Below are 17,369 nucleotides of genomic sequence, written 5' to 3'. Positions count from 1 at the left end.
CTGCCCGGCCGGGAGAACAGATCCTCCCGGCCAGCAGGACCCAGGCAGAATCGCTCCCGGACCGGGAGCGGAGGAAAGGACATTCATGGGAGCCCAGATCCGGGTCTACCGCCAGAAGATCGCCTCGACAACGTCGACGCGGAAGATCTTCAAGGCGATGGAGCTGATCGCGACGTCCCGCATCGGCAAGGCACGCTCGCGGGTGTCCGCGGCACTGCCGTACGCCAATGCGATCACCCGCGCCGTCTCGGCCGTCTCGTCACAGTCGGAGATCGATCACCCCCTGACCACGGAGCACGGCGAGGTCAGGCGTGCCGCCGTGCTCGTCCTGTCCTCCGACCGCGGTCTCGCGGGATCGTACTCGGCGAGTGCGCTGAAGGAGGCGGAAGGACTGTTCGAGGTGCTCCGCTCCGAGGGCAAGGAAGTGCACTCCTACCTGATCGGGCGCAAGGCCCAGCAGTACTTCGACTTCCGGCGCCGCGACTACGAGCGGGTCTGGACCGGCGGGACCGACGCGCCCGAGTTCGAGACCGCCCGCGAGGTGGGCGAGGCGCTGCTGTCCACGTTCCTCGCGGACTTCGAGGAGGGCGGGGTGGACGAGATCCACATCGTCTACACGAAGTTCCGTTCCATGGTGGTCCAGGAGCCTTCCGTGCTCCGCCTCCTGCCCCTCGAGGTGGTGGAGGAGGATGTCCAGCAGTCGGGCGAGCTGCTGCCGCTCTACGAGTACGAGCCGGAGCCGGAACAGGTCCTGGACGCACTCCTGCCGCGCTACATCGAGTCGAGGATCTTCGCGACCATGCTGCAGTCCGCGGCGAGTGAGCTCGCGGCACGCCAGCGTGCCATGAAGTCCGCGGGTGACAACGCCACCGAGCTGATCAAGAAGTACACGCGGCTCCGCAACACGGCCCGCCAGGCGGAGATCACCCAGGAGCTCTCCGAGATCGTGGCCGGTGCGGACGCGCTGAGCGCGTCCTGACGGCACTCCCGGGGCCCTCGCGGACGCCGGGCGCAGCACTAGACTTATGTCCTAAGCCAGCTACATGAATGAAGTGAGAGAGATGACTGCCCAGACTGTTGAACGCGGTTCGGACTCCGTGACCCCCGGTGCCACCGGCCGTATTGCACGTGTCATCGGCCCGGTCGTCGATGTCGAGTTCCCGGCCGATGCGATCCCCGAGATGTACAACGCCCTCACCACCGAGGTGACCCTCAACGGTGAGACCCGCAAGATCACCTTCGAGACCTCCCAGCACCTGGGTGACAACCTCGTCCGCGCGATCTCCCTGCAGGCGACCGACGGCCTGGTCCGCGGCTCCGAGGTCCAGGACACCGGATCGGCCATCTCCGTGCCCGTGGGCGACGGCGTCAAGGGCCACATCTTCAACGTCCTGGGTCAGCCCCTCGACGTCGAGGAGTCGGCCCTCGAGATCACCGAGCGCTGGCCCATCCACCGCAAGGCCCCGAACTTCGCCTCCCTCGAGGGCTCCACGGAGATGCTCGAGACCGGCATCAAGGTCATCGATCTGCTCACCCCCTACATCAAGGGCGGCAAGATCGGTCTCTTCGGCGGCGCGGGCGTGGGCAAGACGGTCCTCATCCAGGAGATGATCACCCGTGTGGCCCGGAACTTCGGCGGTACCTCGGTGTTCGCCGGCGTCGGGGAGCGTACCCGTGAGGGCAACGACCTCTGGGTGGAGATGGAGGAGGCGGGCGTCCTGAAGGACACCGCGCTCGTCTTCGGCCAGATGGACGAGCCGCCGGGAACGCGCCTCCGCGTGGCGCTGTCGGCGCTGACCATGGCGGAGTACTTCCGCGATGTGCAGAACCAGGACGTGCTGCTCTTCATCGACAACATCTACCGCTTCACGCAGGCCGGCTCCGAGGTCTCCACCCTCCTGGGCCGCATGCCGTCCGCCGTGGGGTACCAGCCCAACCTGGCCGACGAGATGGGTCTGCTGCAGGAGCGCATCACCTCGACCAAGGGTCACTCGATCACCTCGATGCAGGCGATCTACGTCCCGGCCGACGACTACACCGACCCGGCCCCGGCGACGACGTTCGCGCACCTCGACGCCACGACCGAGCTCTCCCGCGAGATCGCCTCGCGTGGACTGTACCCGGCCGTGGACCCGCTCTCCTCGACCTCGCGCATCCTGGATCCGCAGTACATCGGACAGGATCACTACAACACGGCCGTCCGGGTGAAGCAGATCCTGCAGAAGAACAAGGAACTGCAGGACATCATCGCGATCCTCGGCATCGACGAGCTCAGCGAGGAGGACAAGGTGGTCGTGGCGCGCGCGCGCCGTATCCAGCAGTTTCTCTCCCAGAACACCTACACGGCGAAGCAGTTCACCGGCGTGGAGGGCTCCACCGTCTCCATCAAGGACACGATCGAGGGCTTCGCGGCGATCTGCAACGGCGATCTGGACCACATCGCGGAACAGGCCTTCTTCAACATCGGCGGTCTCGACGACGTCGAGCGCCAGTGGGCCAAGATCCAGCAGCAGACCGGGAACTGACACCGATGGCATCCAACGGTGAACTGGAGGTCGAGATCGTCGCGGCCGACCACTTCGTGTGGTCGGGCGCGGCGCGTTCGGTCAGTGCGCGCACGGCGAACGGCGATATCGGGATCCTGCCCGGTCACACGCCGATCCTCGCGGTCCTCGAGGCCGGGGAGCTCGCGGTGGAACCGGTCAGCGGCGAGCGACTCGTGGTCGGCGTGGACGGCGGGTTCTTCTCGGTCGACGCCAATCGCGTGGTGATCGTGGCGGACAACGCCCAGGTCGGTGGTTCGGTACCCTCGGAAGCCGTCTAGGGCCCCAGGTGGAGCCCCTGGGTCTGACCTTCGGTGTGCTGGCAGGGTTCTTCCTCCTGCTCGTCGCGGTGATCGGGGCCTTCCTGCTCCGCCGCTACCAGCTGAATCGTGCCCTGGGCACCTTCGACGCCTCCATCCTCCTGCCGCCCCGCGGTTGGCGGGTGGGGGTGTGTCGCTATACGGACCTGCATCTGGAATGGCTGTCCCTGCTCTCGCTCAGCCCGCTCCCGAAGTACCGGTTCCTGCGCAGTTCGCTCTCGGTGTCGGGCTGGCGCCCGCCCACGGAGGACGAGCGCGTGCGGATCCAGCCGGGAGCGATCGTCGTGCAGCTGGTCCACCGGGGGGAGCCGTTCGACCTCGCGATGAAGTACGACGTCTACGCGGGTCTGTCCTCCTGGATCGAGGCCGGACCGGTCATCGGCATCGGGACCTGGCGCTGACGCTGACGGCATCGGGACTTGGCGCCGACGCCCCGGCCTGCGCCGGTCCCCTCAGGCGGCGAGGTCGAGCGGGCGTACCCAGTCCCCGTTGCGCAGGACGCCCCTGACCTCGAGGTCGGGCGAGACCACCACCGCGTCCGCGCGGAGTCCGTGGCGCAGGCACCCGAGCTCGTCCGACAGCCCCAGGACCGCCGCGGGGACCACCGTGGCCGATCGCACGGCGTCGCACAGCTCCACTCCCGCCTCCACCGTGCCCCGGACGACGTCGAGCAGGCTTCCCGCACCTCCCGCCAGCGCCCCGGAGGCCGTGAGGACCGCGGAGCCGTCCACCAGTGTGACCTCACTGCCACCGAGCCGGTGCACGCCGGACGTGGTGCCGGTCGCGGCGGTGGAGTCGCTGACCAGCAGGATGTTCTCCGAACCGGCGATGGTGAAGGCCATGCGGACGGTCTGGGGGTGCAGGTGGACGCCGTCGGCGATCAGTTCGACGGCGATCTCGCCGGCGCGTGCACGCTGCAGGAGCAGGGGCACCGGTCCGGGGGAGCGGTGGTGGATCACGGGCATCGCGTTGAACAGGTGGGTGGCGGTGGGTCTGCCGCTGAAGCCGGCGAACCCGGTGGAGGCGAGCTCCTCGTTGATCAGGTCGAGCGCGGCCCCGCTCTCCTCCGAGGTACCGTCCGTGTGCCCGATCGAGGGGATGACCCCGTGCATCACCAGTTCGTACACCAGGACGTCGCTGCCGGGGAGCTCCGGCGCATAGGTCATGGACGCGAGGTGCCCGCGGCCGGCCGCGACGAGGCGGGCGACGTCGGGCTGGGTGGGCAGGAGCAGATAGGCGGGGTCGTGCGCGCCGTTGCGCTTCTTCGACAGGAAGGGGCCCTCCGCGTGGATCCCCGCGACCAGCCCCCGGTCCGCTGCGTCGGCCAGTCGGCCGAAGGCGTGCTCGAGCTCCTCGAGGGGTGCGGCGCACGTGCTGGCGAGCACCGTCGTCGAACCGCTCCGGTGGAGATGCGCTGCGGCGGCCTCGATGTCGGAGGCGGACCCGGATGTGAAGTCGCCGCCGCCCGCACCGTGGCAGTGCAGGTCGATCAGCCCGGGGAGGATCAGGTGGTCCGCGGGAAGCCGGAGTGCCGCCGGGTCCGATGGGTGCTCCGCCGCGGATCCCGCCGCGGTGATGCGGGTACCGTCCCAGGTGAGGACGCCGTCGTCGACGATGCCCGTCTCGGTCACCAGGCGTCCGAGCAGGGCAGTGGGTGTTCCGTTCGACAGGGCCATGCTCCGAGTCTAGGCCGTCGTCCCGCCCGGGGACCGGACGCTGCGGCGGGCAGCGCTAGAAGAGGCGCGAGGCGCTGTCGTCCACGCCGCGCATGGCGTCGTAGTCCAGGGTGAGGCAGTCGATCCCGCGATCCGAGGCCAGGACGCGGGCCTGCGGTTTGATCTGCTGTGCGGCGAAGACACCGCGCACGGGTGCCAGGTGGGGATCCCTGCCCAGGAGCTCGAGGTACCGCGTGAGCTGCTCGACGCCGTCGATGTCACCGCGGCGCTTGAGTTCGACGGCCACGGTGCGTCCCTGGGGGTCGCGCGCCAGGATGTCGACCGGTCCGATCGCCGTCATGTACTCGCGGCGGATCAGGGTGGAGCCGGCGCCCAGGAGCTCGATCTGCTCGGCGAGGAGCCGCTGCAGATCGGCCTCCACGCCGTCCTTGACGAGGCCCGGATCCACACCGAGATCATGGGAGGAGTCGTGGAGCTGCTCGCGGATCGAGATGACCAGGCGGTCGTCGCTCTTGGCATGCTGCACCGTCCAGATCTCGGTGACGCCCTCGGCCCGATCGGCGTCGTCGGGCGCGCTCACGCGCAGTGTCGCCGGCGGACTCATCCAGTTGAGCGGCTTGTAGGAGCCGCCGTCCGAGTGGACGAGGACGGATCCGTCCGCCTTCACCAGCAGCAGGCGGGTGGCCAGGGGGAGATGCGCCCGGAGCCGGCCGATGTAGTCGACGGAGCAGCGGGCAATGACGAGACGCACGACGACGACTCTACCGTCCGTGGCCCGGCCCGCGTGCCGGGGGAGGGCGACGGATGGCAAACTGGGACGGTGCCCCGTTCCAATCGCCCGAACCGCCCCGGATCACCCCGGCCCAAGTGGACCGCGCCCGCGGAGATCGACCTGGAGCGGGCCAGGGCGGGCATACCGCTGCACGAGTCGGCGCCCGACGGCGAGTGGTCCGTGCGGCGGATCACCGAGCGCAATGCCGCCAAGACCTACACCTGCCCCGGCTGCAACTCGTCGATCGTGCCCGGGCTGGCGCATCTGGTGGTCTGGCGCGAGGACTCCTTCTTCGGACACGAGGCGGCCCTCGCGGACCGCAGGCACTGGCACGTGCGCTGTTGGCAGACCCGCAGCTTCCGGTACTGATCCGGCCCTCAGGGGTATCTGGCCCGAGGCACTGGCACGTGCGCTGTTGGCAGACCCGCAGCTTCCGGTACTGATCCGGCCCTCGCAGGCACCCGACCAGCACTTCGCGGGCGCCCCTAGACTGGTGTCATGTCCAGTGCTGCTCCGGAATACACCTTCACCACCGACGCCGCCGGCACCCAGATCCGGGCGTCCACGGTCCTGCCCGCCGATCGCCGCAGCATCGAACTGCTCACCGAGGACGGTCTGACGCTCGTCGGTGAACTGGCCACCCCCGCGGACCGGGCGCCCGTGGCGACCCTGGTGATGCTCCACCCCCTGCCCACCCACGGGGGCTTCATGGACTCCCACGTCTACAAGAAGGCCGCCTTCCGCCTGCCCGCGCTGGCGGATCTGGCGGTCCTGCGGTTCAACACACGCGGCACGTGCTCACCCCAGGGCTGCAGCGAGGGAACCTTCGACGGCGGCGACGGGGAGCGGATGGACCTGCAGGCCGCGGTCGATCGTGCCCTGGCCGAGGACCTGCCCGACATCTGGCTGGTCGGATGGTCCTTCGGGACCGAGCTCTGCCTGAAGTACGGGGCGCTCGAGCCGATGGCCGGGCACATCAGCGGCGCCGTCCTGCTCTCGCCGCCGCTGCACCGGGCGGTCGACGCGGATCTCGACGTCTGGCGCGAGAGCGGTCTACCACTGAAGGTCCTCGTCCCCGAGTTCGACGACTACCTCGTGCCGGACGCGGCGGCCGACCGCTTCGCCCGTGTACCGCAGGCCGAAGTGCTCGGTGTGGAGGGCGCCAAGCACCTCTGGGTCGGTGAGAAGTACGCCGCACGGGCGCTGAACGAGATCGTCGGCGCCGTCCGTCCGGAGTTCGCGCTTCCCCTCCCGACGCACTGGAACGGTCCGGCGGCCGTCGCTCCCGCCCCGTCCGTTGCCGGCTGACCCCGCAGGACGGACTACAGATTGTCCTGCCGGGCGATGAAGACCTCCTTGAGCAGCAGCATCACGGCGGCCGCGGTGGGGATCGCGATGAGTGCGCCGAGCACCCCGAGCAGGCTGCCGCCGGCGATCACCGCGATCACCGCGATCGCCCCGGGGACGGCGACGGCCCGATGCATGATCCGTGGCGAGATGAAGTAGGCCTCGAACTGCAGGTAGGCGATGTAGGGAACGGCGAAGAGCAGCACCGTCTCCCAGCCCACGGTCAGGGCCACGAGGCTGACGACCACCGCGGCAATGGTTCCGCCGACGAGCGGGACGAAGGCCAGCAGCGCGACGACGAAGCCGAGCAGGATGGAGAAGGGGACATCCGCGATCGTCATCACGATGAAGGCGAAGGTGCCGTTGAGCAGGGCCACGCACGCCTGCCCGATGACGTAGAGGCCCACGCTGCGGGTGATCTCCTCCGCCAGGACCTCCACCCGGGGTCGGCGGGAGCGTGGGGCGAGCCGGTACGCCCACTTCTTCATGCCGGGGAGACTGGCGAGGAAGTAGAGCGTCAGCACCAGGACCACGAGCGTGCCGAAGAGGCTGTTCAGGATCACCGTGCCCACGCCGATCACACCGCCGAAGATGCCGCCCAGGGCGTCGCTGTCCGCGAAGAACCGGTCGATCTCCGAGGTGACGCGGTCGCGCACCTGGAACTGCTCGTCGAGCGTGGTGAAGAACTCCGACCGCAGGAAGTCGTCGGCGTAGCCCGGAGCGCCGGCGAGGATCTGCGAAGTCTGGTTGACGATCGTGGGGATGAGGAGCGCGAAGAATCCTGCCACGATGCCGACGAGGAGCGAGACCGCCAAGGCGATGCCGGCCGGGCGGGGAACGTGCCTGGTCTCGAGCCAGCGGACGATCGGATCGAGGCCGAGGGCGATGAAGAGCGCGGCGCCGATCCAGACGAGGAGTTCGCCCACATTCGTGATGATGAAGAACGCGAGCAGGGCCAGACCCACGCCCACGCTGACCATGAAGCCGAAGTGGATGGGATGGTTGCGCAGGCTCGGCTGTCCGGTGTCGCCGAACTTCAGGCGGTCGTCGCCCAGCGAGACCTCCTGATCCACCGGGACGTCCTCCCGCTCGGGCGGGAACGTGAAGCGCGGGCGGGGCTGGGCGGAGGGCAGGGTCCGGCGGGCCGCGGTCAGGAGCGAGCGCAGGGCCGAGGGTTGCGGGTCGGACCCGATGGGCCGTTCGGCGACGGACCGCTCGTCGTGCCCGGGCGCCGCCGGGCCGGGGCGCGGGAGCGGCTGGTCGCTCGGCACATCCTGGTGATCGGTCAACGAAGGAGTCTGCTTTCGGGTGGGCGGGGGCCTCTGCCGCGGGTCTAGCGAAAACCCTAACAGCCGGCACACGCGCTGAACCGGCTCCTGCAAACCCCGTGCACGGGACGACCGGCGTGGTCCACCTCAGGGGCCCCGCCCCTCACGCTCCAGCGTCGACACCGGCCGGTCCCGTGGGATGTCGGTACCATTGAGTGACCATTCCCTGGCCGGCCCCGGCGGGGCCGGGACCGACCTCCAGGGCCGCCGGGCCAGGCGGTGAGGACGACGATAGGCGACGAGTGCGTGTGAAGGCGGCTGTACCGATCATCGTCGCGGGGCTCGTGCTGCTGCTGCTCGGCATCGGCGTGCGGACCGTGTCGATGCCGGCCGAGACGCGCACGATCAGCACCATCGGGGACACGCGGGCCGCGCCCGTGACCGTCATCATGCCGGAGGTCCGCGGGGACCAGGGCGGGGACCTCGAGGTGACGGTCGAGGGGGACGGCCCCTTCACCCTCGCCGTCGGCCGATCGTCCGACGTCGAGGCCTGGGTGGGGGAGGCTGCCCGGGTCAGCATCACCGGCACTGTCGGGGACACCCTCGCCGCGCACTACACCGAGGGCGAGCCGACCGTGCCCGATCCCGCCGGCAGCGACCTCTGGGTGAGCGAGACCTCCGCTACCGGACGGGCGTCGTACCGCTGGAGCGAACCCGTCGAGGGGGACTGGTCGATCGTCCTCGCCACCGGCGGGGGAGTCCCCGCGCCCACGGACGTCTCGGTGACCCTGCCCAACGACCGGTCCACCCCGCTCGCCCTGCCGCTGCTCGTCGGCGGTGCGCTCGTGGTGGTCCTCGGTCTGGTGGTGCTGTTCAGCGCACCGCGCGGGCGCCGCGGGCGGCGTGCCGCCACCCAGGACCGCGCGGGGTCGACCGCCGACGAGCAGCGGCAGGACGCGCCGGGCAGCTCCGGTGGCGTGTCCGCGAGCAGCGCTCCCCGGTCCGCCACGCTGGTGATCGGCCTGGCCGGTGCAGGATCCCTCCTCGTGGCAGCCCCCGGTCTCGCGCTCGCTCCGGGTGTGGATACCACAGCCACAGCAACAGCAACAGCAACAGCCGCGAGCACAGCATCAGCCACGAGCACTGCACCTGCCACCGCCGCGGACGAGCCGCCGCTGGCGACAGGGGCGCCGTCACCGGGGAGCGCGGCGAGCGGTCCGCCCGTGGTCCTCGACAGCCAGCTCGAGCGCATCCTCGCAGCGGTCGCGACGACCGTCGCCGACGCCGACGCCGCTGCCGACCCGGAGCGCCTGGCACCCCGCGTGGACGGCGCGGCACGCGACCTCCGGGTGGCGACCTACGAGGTGGGCGCGCAGGACGCCACCGCTGCGCCCCCGGTCCCGGTTGCCGCAGCGCCCGTGCTGCTGGAGATGATCCCCACCGGTGTCCAGTGGCCGAGGACGCTCGCCGTCCTCACCCAGGGTGCCGGGAACCCCGTCCCGCAGGCGCTGGTGCTCGAGCAGGAGTCGGCCCGCGAGAACTACCGGCTCGTCACGGCGGTGCAGATGCTTCCGGAGGTCATCTTCCCCACGCCACCGCCCCCGGGAGCCACGGGGCCCATCCCGCTGGACGAGCCCGGTGCACTGACACTGGCGCCGCAGGAGGCGGTCGCCGCCCTCGCCGGGGTCCTCTCCAATCCGTCCGCCAGGAGGGAGGGCGTCTTCGAGGAGGAGACGCTCGCCGGGGCCATCACCGGTCTGCAGGCCGGGATCAGCGATGCGCCCGCCAGCAGCGGGGCCACGGTCTCCTCCTCGCATGCCGCACAGGACCAGCAGACCCGGGCGCTGCCCACGGGCGACGGGGGAGCAATGGTGTTCGGGTATCTCACCCAGACCTCCTCGAGAGTCCCGACGTCGGCGGCCGGCAGGATCGACCTCGACGGGACCGTGTACGAGTCCCTGACCGGGGAGGCGACGAGCAGGACCGGGATCGACGTGATCCGGGGAGAAGCAGTGATGATGTATGTACCGCCCGCAGGCAGCGCCGACGCGGTCCGCGTCGTCGGGGTGGCCCAGCAGTTGTTGTCCGCCGAGCTCCGCTGACCGCGGTGCCCAGCGCCGGATCCAGCCAGACCAGCAGCAGTACAAGAGAGAGGTAGAGCATTGTCTACACCAGCACAGCGGGGCGGGACCCCGCCGTCGAGCATGAATCTTCGCGGAGCCGTGGACCTGTCGGCCCTGAAGGCCCGGGCCGACGCCGCGTCCCGACCGGACGCGGGCCGGCAGGTGCCGGCCGGATCGAGCCCGTACATCGTGGAGGTGACGGAGCAGACGTTCCCGCAGCTGGTGCAGCTCTCCTCGCAGGTGCCGATCGTGGTCAATCTGCGCTCCACCCACAGCGACCAGTCCAATCAGGTGACGGCGGTGCTCGAGGCCGCCACGATCGAGTTCGACGGTCGGATCCTCCTGGCACAGGTGGACCTGCAGTCCCAGCCGCAGATTGCCCAGGCGCTCCAGGCGCAGGGCGTGCCGACGGTGGTTGCCGTGGTCAAGGGGCAGCCCGTGCCCCTGTTCGAGGGGTTGCTGCCCGCTCCCCAGATCCAGGCCTATCTCGACGAGCTCATGAAGGTCGCCGAGGCCAACGGGGTCACCGGCACGCTGAACGACGGAACCCAGCCCGACACCGTCCCGGCGGAGGAGCCGCCGCTGCCACCCCTGCACCAGGAGGCCTTCGACGCCATCGAACAGGGTGACTTCCAGACCGCCGCCGCCGCGTACCGGCGCGCGCTCGCCGAGCAGCCGGCCGATGCGGACGCGAAGGCCGGGCTCGCGCAGGTGGAACTGATGGGCCGCGTCCAGGAGCTCGACGCGGAGGAGGTGCGACGACGCGGAGCCGACCAACCGGACTCCGTCGAGGCCCAGCTCGCGGTCGCCGATCTCGATCTCACGGGCGGGCACGTCGAGGACGCGTTCAAGCGCATCGTCGATCTCATCGCCCGCAGCGCCGGCGAGGACAGGGAGAGCGCACGCAAGCGACTGCTGGAACTGTTCGACGTCGTCGGGACCGCTGATCCTCGGGTGACGAAAGCTCGCAGCGCGCTGGCACGGGCCCTCTTCTGACCCGAGGCGCGCTGCGCCGCGTCCCGCCCCCGTCGACCGATCGGAGGACGTCCCGGCCTCCCGCACCACCGGCCGATGCGCCCGCAGCCGCTTCTCGAGCGCCGATCTTCCGTCTTTGGGATGACGAACAGGCTCCGGGCCCGTTGCTAGCCTGTGCTCATGAGTTCTCCCGTGCCATCGCCCCCTGAGCAGGACAGTCCGCAGCAGCCATCCCGGACCGCGGCCCTGAGCATCCGCGGTCTGGCGAAGCGCTTCGGGGACAAGATCGCCGTGAACGGGGTGGACCTGGAGGTGCCGGCCGGCTCCTTCTTCGGGCTGGTCGGCCCCAACGGGGCGGGGAAGACCACCACGCTGTCCATGGCGACGGGCCTGCTGCGGCCGGACCACGGGCGGGCGCTCGTGCACGGCGTCGACGTCTGGGAGAAGCCGCTCGAGGCCAAGAGGCTGATGGGAGTCCTGCCCGACGGCGTCAGGCTGTTCGACCGGCTGACCGGTGAGCAGCTCGTCACCTATGCGGGACTGCTGCGCGGGATGGACCGGGAGACGGTCGCCGAGCGGACGGGCGACCTGCTGCGGGCCCTCGATCTGACGAACGACGCGGGAACACTGGTGGTCGACTACTCCGCGGGCATGACCAAGAAGATCGCCCTGGCATCGGCCCTCATCCATGCTCCGAAGCTGCTCGTCCTCGACGAGCCCTTCGAGTCGGTGGATCCCGTCTCGGCCGCGAACATCCGCGACATCCTCAGCAGCTACGTGCACTCGGGCGGTTCGGTGATCGTCTCGAGCCACGTGATGGACCTGGTGCAGCGCATGTGCGACCACGTCGCGGTCATCGCGGCGGGCACGGTCCTCGCTGCCGGCACGATCGACGAGGTCCGTGGCGAGGCCACGCTGGAGGATCGCTTCGTCGACCTCGTGGGCGGTCGGAACACGGCGGAAGGGCTCTCGTGGTTGCGCACCTCCTGAGGCTCAAACTGACGCTCCTCCGCAATTCGTTGAAGCGGAGCACCGCACAACTCGTCGGGGTGATCCTCGGCGGTCTGTACGGCCTGGGGATGCTCGCGTTCCTCGTCAGCGGTCTGGTGTTCCTGGGATCGGCGGATCCCGAACTCATCCGCACCATCCTGGTGATCGGGGGCTCGGCGACGGTGCTGGGCTGGATCGTGATCCCGATCGCGGTGTCCGGTGTGGACATGACGCTCGATCCCGCACGCTTCGTCACCTACACGATCCCCATGCGCCAGCTGCTGGCGGGCCTGGTACTCGGCGGACTGGTGGGGATCCCGGGTCTGGTGACGCTCATAGCCGCCCTGACGCTGGTCATCACCTGGATCCGCTACCCCGCGGCCGCACTGACGGCACTGGTCTGCGGACTGCTCGCGGTGGTGCTGTGCGTCGTCGCCTCGCGGCTCGTCACGACGGCGGTCTCCGCCCTCACCGGATCCCGGCGGTTCAAGGACGTGAACGGCATCGTGGCCTTCCTCCCGCTCTTCTTCCTCGGTCCCATCATCGGCGGACTCGCGGCCGGCTTCCAGGGTTCGCCGGGCTTCGCCGGCAAGCTCGCGGACGTGCTGGCCTGGACGCCCCTCGGGGCACTGTGGGCCGCTCCGGCCGACGTCGCCGCGGGGAACCCTTTGCTCGCCGTCGTGCGCGTACTCATCGGCGTCGCCACCCTCGCCGTGTTCGTGCTCCTGTGGAGCCGCAGTCTCAGCCACGCGCTGGTCACCCCGCCCTACAACGCCATGACGAAGAAGGCGGGCGGGAACCTCGGCTGGTTCAGCCGTTTCCCGGCAACCCCCTCGGGAGCGGTCGCTGCCCGGGCGCTGACGTACTGGGTACGGGATCCGCGGTACGCAGCCTCGCTCGTCCTCATCCCGTTGCTGGCCGTCCTCCTGTTCCTCTCGGGCGGTGGGGCCGGAGGGGCGTTCGCCTTCGTCGGACCCATCGCGGCGTTCCTGCTCGCCTGGGCCATCTCGGCGGATGTCTCCTACGACAACACGGCGTTCAGCCTGCATCTCTCCACGGGGGTCAGCGGGCGCGACGACCGCTGGGGGAGGGCGGCCGCCCTGCTCGTCTTCGCCTTGCCCGCAACGCTCGTCCTGACGGTGCTGCCGCTGCTCATCGCCGCGAGGATGGAGGATCTGCCGGTGATGCTCGGCCTCGCCCTGGGGTTCCTGTTCACCGGCACGGGTCTGTCGAGCTTCATCTCGGCCCGGTACACCTACAACGTGCCGCTTCCGGGGGAGAGCGCCTTCAAGGCGCCGCCCGGGACCAACTTCCTGATGTTCGTAGTGCAGTTCGGTGGGTGGCTTGTGATGCTGCTGCTGGCACTGCCGGAGATCGTCCTGACGATCGTGTACTTCGTGAGCGGGGATCAGCTCTACGGCTGGCTGACACTCCTGGTCGGGGTGCTGCTCGGCGGGGTCGTACTTCTGCTCGGCATACGTGCCGGTGGCCGGTGGTACGACCGCCGGGCTCCGGAGCTCCTGCTGGCAGTGTCGAGGAACCGCTGACATCACGTGCTTCGCAGGGCTGGGTGGTACCGTCCGGTCCCGTCCTGTCCTGTCCCGTCCTGTCCCGTCCTGTCCGGTTCCTCTCGGCGGCTGCGGATTCCTGGTGACGCGGACCTGTGCACAACCTGTCGGGGAGGACTTCGGGCGGGTTATGCTGATGCCCATTCCGGCTGAGCAGGCGATTGCGATCGGGGAGTCACGTGTTTTCTGTGGGTACAGATGGTCGTCGACGGGCCGGGCCGATCCTTGCAGGCGCACTCCTCTCCGTGGTGTTGCTCAGCGGCTGTCAGGGCCCGTCGGAACCATCGACCGACGGGTCTCCTCCTGGAATCACCACTCCTTCGGCGCCCGGGTCGACGCCGTCCGAGTCGGTGCCGTCGACTCCGCAGCCCTCACCGGCATCATCGGCCGGGCCGGCGGTCAACATCCCGGTCCCCGTGAAGCCGGCACTGGCGGACGAGAACTCGGCGGAGGGGCTGGAGGCTTTCACGGAGTACTGGTTCGAGCTGTTCTCCTACGGCTACGAGACCAATGACTGGGCGCCGTTCGATGCGGTGACTGACCCGGGATGCCGGACCTGCGCGAACCTGACAGGACAAGTGCGAGATTTATATGCCGACAAGGGGTGGATTGTCGGAGGTGCAGTTAACCTTTCCTCCTTTGATACTGAGTTCATAAATAACACTAGTGGGTCTATCAACTCGTTTGTTGGTGTCGAACAAGCTGGTCTAACCTACTTCGACTCAACAGGCACCGAGATCAATAAATCAGAAGCACTTCCTTTGACGCTTAACGTGACCATTGCTCTGTGGGAAGAGAACCAGTGGATAATGCTCGACTTTGGGTCTCCTGAGGGGACTTGAAATGTCGAACAGAATACACGCATGTTTGGCAGTTGTTCTATTGTTGACTATGTTTCAGCTTTTCCAATCTGGCGCGGCCAGTGCAGATTCTAGGGAAGTGGCGGCAGGATTCTCAGACGCAGGTCTTGTCAATGCTTCTAGCGTCACGAGAGCAGAGGTCGCAGGGCGCGGGTCGACGCCTCTGCATAATCAACCCTCCGATCTACCTGCTCAGCCGGCTGCCCTTCCTCAGGACGACGGCATCGACTACACGTACGTCCGGGCCTGCACTTCCGGTGTCGGGAGCGATCTGGACCCCGCCCTCTGCCCACGAATGAATGCGCAGTGCGATGCCCAGGACAGCGGAATCCTGGTCAACTGGATCGAAGTGGACCGCACCGTCCAGCCGCCCAGGCAGACTCCCACCGGGCGATCCTCCTGCATGTACCCCGGTGAACCACCTGTTGCACCGGTGGAGGGGGCAGGGGCGATCGCCGAGGAGGAGGCGCCGATCGTGATCACGCTCGAGGAGTTCCAGAAGCAGCCCGTCCTCGCAGCGACGATCATCTCGCAGCCATCGAATTTCGGGCTCAGGAACGCCCACTCGAACATCTTCGCCGAAGCGCAGGAGCAGGAATTCGCCTTCGACTTCCAGGATGCCGCCATCGTGCTGAAGGCCAGGCCCGTCTCCTATCAGTGGAACTACGGCGACGGGACGAGCGCGACGACCTCCGTGCCCGGCGGTCCGGTGGACGGCAGCGCCTTCGATACGCAGACGCCGACGAGTCATCAGTACACCTCGACGGGTGATTACGATCTGACGCTAACAACCTTCTTCGCCGGCGACTACTCGGTGGACGGCGGGCCGTTCCAGCCCGTCGCGGGCGAAGCCGCCGTGGTGTCCGCACCCCACCTGATGAGCATCTGGCGGACGAAGGGCCACAGCGTGAGTGAGAACTGCATCGAGAATCCCACCGGCATCGGCTGTGAGCCACCCACGCGCTGACCGGACGCGCTGGTTGGAGGATGCACCGAGCGGTCGTGCGTGCGGACGATGCCCGGGTCTGCATCCCGCCGAGCCGTTGAAGCTCAATCCCGCTGGGCGGTTCACACGAGCAGCGGATCGACACCGCACTCGTACACGGCACCTGCCGGCGACGTCGCGGTCAGCACACCGCCGTCCTGCTGCTCGTAATGCCAGATCCCCTCGCTCTTGAGCATGTGGTGCTTGCGGCACAGGTGAGCGAGATTGTCGTGCGAGGTGGGCCCGTCATATGACCAGGGACGGGTGTGGTCCAGTTCGCACCGCGACGCCGGAACCGAACATCCCGGATGTCGACAGGTTCTGTCACGGACCCGCAGCCACTTCTTGAGGTCCGCCGGAACGGTGTACGAGGTGCGACCCACGCTGAGGACGGCTCCGGTCTCCGGGTGCGTGAGGAGCCGTGTGAACGACGGAGCGTGAGCAGCGAGGCGTCGGGCTATGTCGGCCGGGATAGGACCGTAGCCCTCGAGATCCGCCGGAGCATCATCCACGCCCAGCAGCGTCAGCACCGGGACGGTGACGTTGATCTGCGCCCGCACCGGCGCATGATACGCCGCCCCTCCGGTCGGGCGACCGGAGTCCGCGGACCGGGTGAGGCCCGACGCCGACGGCGGTCCCGAGGCGCTTGCCTCCCCGCCTATGACCTCCCCGACAGCGACCTTCTCGCCCATGACCTCGTCGAGGAGGAGATCGGTCAGGACGTCCGTGCGCAATTGAGGAAGAGTCCGTTGCTCCGCGGGGTCCTCCAGAGTGCGGGCGAGTTGGGTCAGTCGGGCGTCTATCGCTGCTGCATCGGAGGCGCCCAGGAATACATGGAGCCACGCCATGGCGTCGTCGGCCGGCTCGAACTCGACCCGCCGGCGCAGCGACGCCTCCCTGCACCGTCCCTCGAGCGCCTCGGGGTGCAGCTCACTCCGGAGCTTCCTCGCGCGGTACGACAGGCGCGAGACGGTGGTGGTGACCGCGAGGGGCAGGAGCCTGTCCTCGACGAGTGCAGCAGTATGGTGCGGCAGCCCCGCGTATTCGTGCACGAGCGTCGACGCATGCTGCCAGGTGATCGAACCGCTTCGTAACGCGTCGAGTGTCCGGGGGTGGTGATTGACCAGGAGCGCCGAATGCTGCACGAGGCGGTGCGCCGACCGCTCCGAGATGTGCAGGAGGCACGCGATCTCCGTTGCCGTGGTGAGATCGGCGATGTTCGTCTTCCGTCGCGCGGACGGTCGTGTCTTCTCGCTCGTGGTCGGCGAGGTGGAGAACGAATGATCCAGCAGACGGTCCTCGAAGAGCTCCCGCAATTGTTCGGTCGTGGAGGCGATCTCCGCCTCGATCCGCGCTTTCCCGGCGCTCAGGGAGATCATGCGGGCGGAAAGCCGCTCGAGTTCCTCCAATTGCTCCGCATTTGTTCTCATGGCCCCATTGTGACATTCACCACCGACAATTCCGCCGCTGCGGGGTCGATCAGGAAGTCGTTGTGAGAAGTTCTTCCAATTCTTCTCACCGGAGAAGGGAGGACGTCGAGAACGTACTTCTGCCACCCCGGTCGGGACGATAGACTGCACCCATGACTATGCCCGCTGACCCCTTCGAGAACGACCCCCTGGAGTCCGGTACCGGTGGCTCCACCGCGACGATCGAACGCGAGGAACTCCGGCAGGAGGTGGAACCGGGCGACGCGGAGCGCTTTGCGCACTATGTCCGCAAGGAGAAGATCATGGAGTCCGCCTTCAGCGGTGAGCCCGTGATCGCCCTCTGCGGCAAGGTGTGGACCCCCGGTCGCGACCCCGAGAAGTTCCCGGTGTGCCCGGAGTGCAAGGAGATCTACAACGGCCTCCGGCCGGGCAAGGACGACCCGAAGAAGTAGCTCACGCCTTCGCCACAGGTGATCACCCGGAGCACGACCGGAAGAACACAACCACCAGAT

At 68.6% G+C, this 17,369-nt stretch carries 17 protein-coding genes; 13 read left to right on the top strand and 4 right to left on the bottom strand.

Features of this window, described 5'->3' with window-relative positions; translation table 11 throughout:
* Window positions 1-85 precede the first annotated feature (85 nt).
* From Q0747_RS01395 to Q0747_RS01380, 4 genes are all read left to right on the top strand, one after another.
* Window positions 86-979 carry a F0F1 ATP synthase subunit gamma gene (locus Q0747_RS01395; RefSeq protein WP_298251468.1) on the top strand — a complete coding sequence of 298 codons (894 nt, stop codon included), beginning with the start codon at window positions 86-88 and terminating at the stop codon, window positions 977-979.
* 82 nt (window positions 980-1,061) lie between these two features.
* Window positions 1,062-2,525 carry a F0F1 ATP synthase subunit beta gene (gene atpD / locus Q0747_RS01390; RefSeq protein WP_148600454.1) on the top strand — a complete coding sequence of 488 codons (1,464 nt, stop codon included), beginning with the start codon at window positions 1,062-1,064 and terminating at the stop codon, window positions 2,523-2,525.
* Window positions 2,526-2,530: 5 nt separating this feature from the next.
* Window positions 2,531-2,824 carry a F0F1 ATP synthase subunit epsilon gene (locus tag Q0747_RS01385; RefSeq protein ID WP_298251467.1) on the top strand — a complete coding sequence of 98 codons (294 nt, stop codon included), beginning with the start codon at window positions 2,531-2,533 and terminating at the stop codon, window positions 2,822-2,824.
* 8 nt (window positions 2,825-2,832) lie between these two features.
* Window positions 2,833-3,264 (top strand): DUF2550 domain-containing protein, encoded by a 432-nt coding sequence (locus Q0747_RS01380; protein ID WP_298251466.1) that lies wholly within the window; start codon window positions 2,833-2,835, stop codon window positions 3,262-3,264.
* Between the two features lie 51 nt (window positions 3,265-3,315).
* On the opposite strand, the gene Q0747_RS01375 is transcribed toward Q0747_RS01380, so the two are convergent.
* Both Q0747_RS01375 and nucS read right to left on the bottom strand, forming a co-directional pair.
* The gene (locus tag Q0747_RS01375) at window positions 3,316-4,539 is read right to left on the bottom strand and encodes an N-acetylglucosamine-6-phosphate deacetylase (protein WP_298251465.1); all 1,224 of its coding nucleotides are present in this window, start codon (window positions 4,537-4,539) and stop codon (window positions 3,316-3,318) included.
* Window positions 4,540-4,594: 55 nt separating this feature from the next.
* Complete coding sequence (gene nucS, locus Q0747_RS01370) at window positions 4,595-5,290, bottom strand: endonuclease NucS (RefSeq protein ID WP_298251464.1); 696 nt, start codon at window positions 5,288-5,290, stop codon at window positions 4,595-4,597.
* A 69-nt stretch (window positions 5,291-5,359) separates the two neighbouring features.
* Between nucS and Q0747_RS01365 the strand changes: the two genes are divergently transcribed.
* Both Q0747_RS01365 and Q0747_RS01360 read left to right on the top strand, forming a co-directional pair.
* Complete coding sequence (locus Q0747_RS01365) at window positions 5,360-5,680, top strand: hypothetical protein (RefSeq protein ID WP_148600449.1); 321 nt, start codon at window positions 5,360-5,362, stop codon at window positions 5,678-5,680.
* 129 nt (window positions 5,681-5,809) lie between these two features.
* On the top strand, window positions 5,810-6,619 hold the full coding sequence (locus Q0747_RS01360) for an alpha/beta hydrolase (protein ID WP_298251463.1): 810 nt from the start codon (window positions 5,810-5,812) through the stop codon (window positions 6,617-6,619).
* Window positions 6,620-6,633: 14 nt separating this feature from the next.
* Here the strand turns inward: Q0747_RS01360 and Q0747_RS01355 are convergent, their stop codons facing one another.
* A complete protein-coding gene (locus Q0747_RS01355; RefSeq protein ID WP_298251748.1) occupies window positions 6,634-7,824 on the bottom strand; it encodes an AI-2E family transporter in 1,191 nt (396 codons plus the stop codon).
* A gap of 410 nt (window positions 7,825-8,234) precedes the next feature.
* Here Q0747_RS01355 and Q0747_RS01350 point away from each other — a divergent pair, with 410 nt between their 5' ends.
* The 6 genes from Q0747_RS01350 (at window position 8,235) to Q0747_RS01325 (ending at window position 15,409) form a co-directional block, all read left to right on the top strand.
* A complete protein-coding gene (locus tag Q0747_RS01350) occupies window positions 8,235-10,028 on the top strand; it encodes a hypothetical protein (protein WP_298251462.1) in 1,794 nt (597 codons plus the stop codon).
* 60 nt (window positions 10,029-10,088) lie between these two features.
* A complete protein-coding gene (locus tag Q0747_RS01345; RefSeq protein ID WP_298251461.1) occupies window positions 10,089-11,045 on the top strand; it encodes a tetratricopeptide repeat protein in 957 nt (318 codons plus the stop codon).
* Between the two features lie 159 nt (window positions 11,046-11,204).
* Window positions 11,205-12,014: an ABC transporter ATP-binding protein gene (locus tag Q0747_RS01340; protein ID WP_298251460.1), complete on the top strand. Its 810-nt coding sequence runs from the start codon at window positions 11,205-11,207 to the stop codon at window positions 12,012-12,014.
* Window positions 11,996-13,561: a transporter gene (locus Q0747_RS01335; RefSeq protein ID WP_298251459.1), complete on the top strand. Its 1,566-nt coding sequence runs from the start codon at window positions 11,996-11,998 to the stop codon at window positions 13,559-13,561. Before Q0747_RS01340 ends, Q0747_RS01335 begins: the two co-directional genes overlap by 19 nt.
* 200 nt (window positions 13,562-13,761) lie before the next feature.
* On the top strand, window positions 13,762-14,424 hold the full coding sequence (locus Q0747_RS01330; RefSeq protein WP_367277634.1) for a DUF6318 family protein: 663 nt from the start codon (window positions 13,762-13,764) through the stop codon (window positions 14,422-14,424).
* 421 nt (window positions 14,425-14,845) lie between these two features.
* Window positions 14,846-15,409 carry a PKD domain-containing protein gene (locus tag Q0747_RS01325; RefSeq protein WP_298251458.1) on the top strand — a complete coding sequence of 188 codons (564 nt, stop codon included), beginning with the start codon at window positions 14,846-14,848 and terminating at the stop codon, window positions 15,407-15,409.
* 101 nt (window positions 15,410-15,510) lie between these two features.
* Here Q0747_RS01325 and Q0747_RS01320 read toward each other — a convergent pair whose 3' ends face one another.
* Window positions 15,511-16,857 (bottom strand): HNH endonuclease signature motif containing protein, encoded by a 1,347-nt coding sequence (locus tag Q0747_RS01320; RefSeq protein WP_298251457.1) that lies wholly within the window; start codon window positions 16,855-16,857, stop codon window positions 15,511-15,513.
* Between the two features lie 152 nt (window positions 16,858-17,009).
* Here Q0747_RS01320 and Q0747_RS01315 point away from each other — a divergent pair, with 152 nt between their 5' ends.
* The gene (locus Q0747_RS01315) at window positions 17,010-17,309 is read left to right on the top strand and encodes a DUF3039 domain-containing protein (RefSeq protein ID WP_298251456.1); all 300 of its coding nucleotides are present in this window, start codon (window positions 17,010-17,012) and stop codon (window positions 17,307-17,309) included.
* Window positions 17,310-17,369: the final 60 nt, after the last annotated feature.

This window comes from uncultured Arthrobacter sp. (assembly GCF_947493765.1).
Taxonomy (GTDB): Bacteria; Actinomycetota; Actinomycetes; order Actinomycetales; family Micrococcaceae; genus Arthrobacter_D.
This window is presented reverse-complemented; position numbering and strand designations above follow the sequence as displayed.

Bases quoted from the DNA above. Each gene is read 5' to 3' on its own strand.
- Q0747_RS01395 (WP_298251468.1), top strand. From the start codon at position 86: ATGGGAGCCCAGATCCGGGTCTACCGCCAGAAGATCGCCTCGACAACG.
- atpD (WP_148600454.1), top strand. From the start codon at position 1,062: ATGACTGCCCAGACTGTTGAACGCGGTTCGGACTCCGTGACCCCCGGT.
- Q0747_RS01385 (WP_298251467.1), top strand. From the start codon at position 2,531: ATGGCATCCAACGGTGAACTGGAGGTCGAGATCGTCGCGGCCGACCAC.
- Q0747_RS01375 (WP_298251465.1), bottom strand. From the start codon at position 4,539: ATGGCCCTGTCGAACGGAACACCCACTGCCCTGCTCGGACGCCTGGTG.
- Q0747_RS01360 (WP_298251463.1), top strand. From the start codon at position 5,810: ATGTCCAGTGCTGCTCCGGAATACACCTTCACCACCGACGCCGCCGGC.
- Q0747_RS01340 (WP_298251460.1), top strand. From the start codon at position 11,205: ATGAGTTCTCCCGTGCCATCGCCCCCTGAGCAGGACAGTCCGCAGCAG.
- Q0747_RS01325 (WP_298251458.1), top strand. From the start codon at position 14,846: ATGTACCCCGGTGAACCACCTGTTGCACCGGTGGAGGGGGCAGGGGCG.
- Q0747_RS01320 (WP_298251457.1), bottom strand. From the start codon at position 16,857: ATGAGAACAAATGCGGAGCAATTGGAGGAACTCGAGCGGCTTTCCGCC.
- Q0747_RS01315 (WP_298251456.1), top strand. From the start codon at position 17,010: ATGACTATGCCCGCTGACCCCTTCGAGAACGACCCCCTGGAGTCCGGT.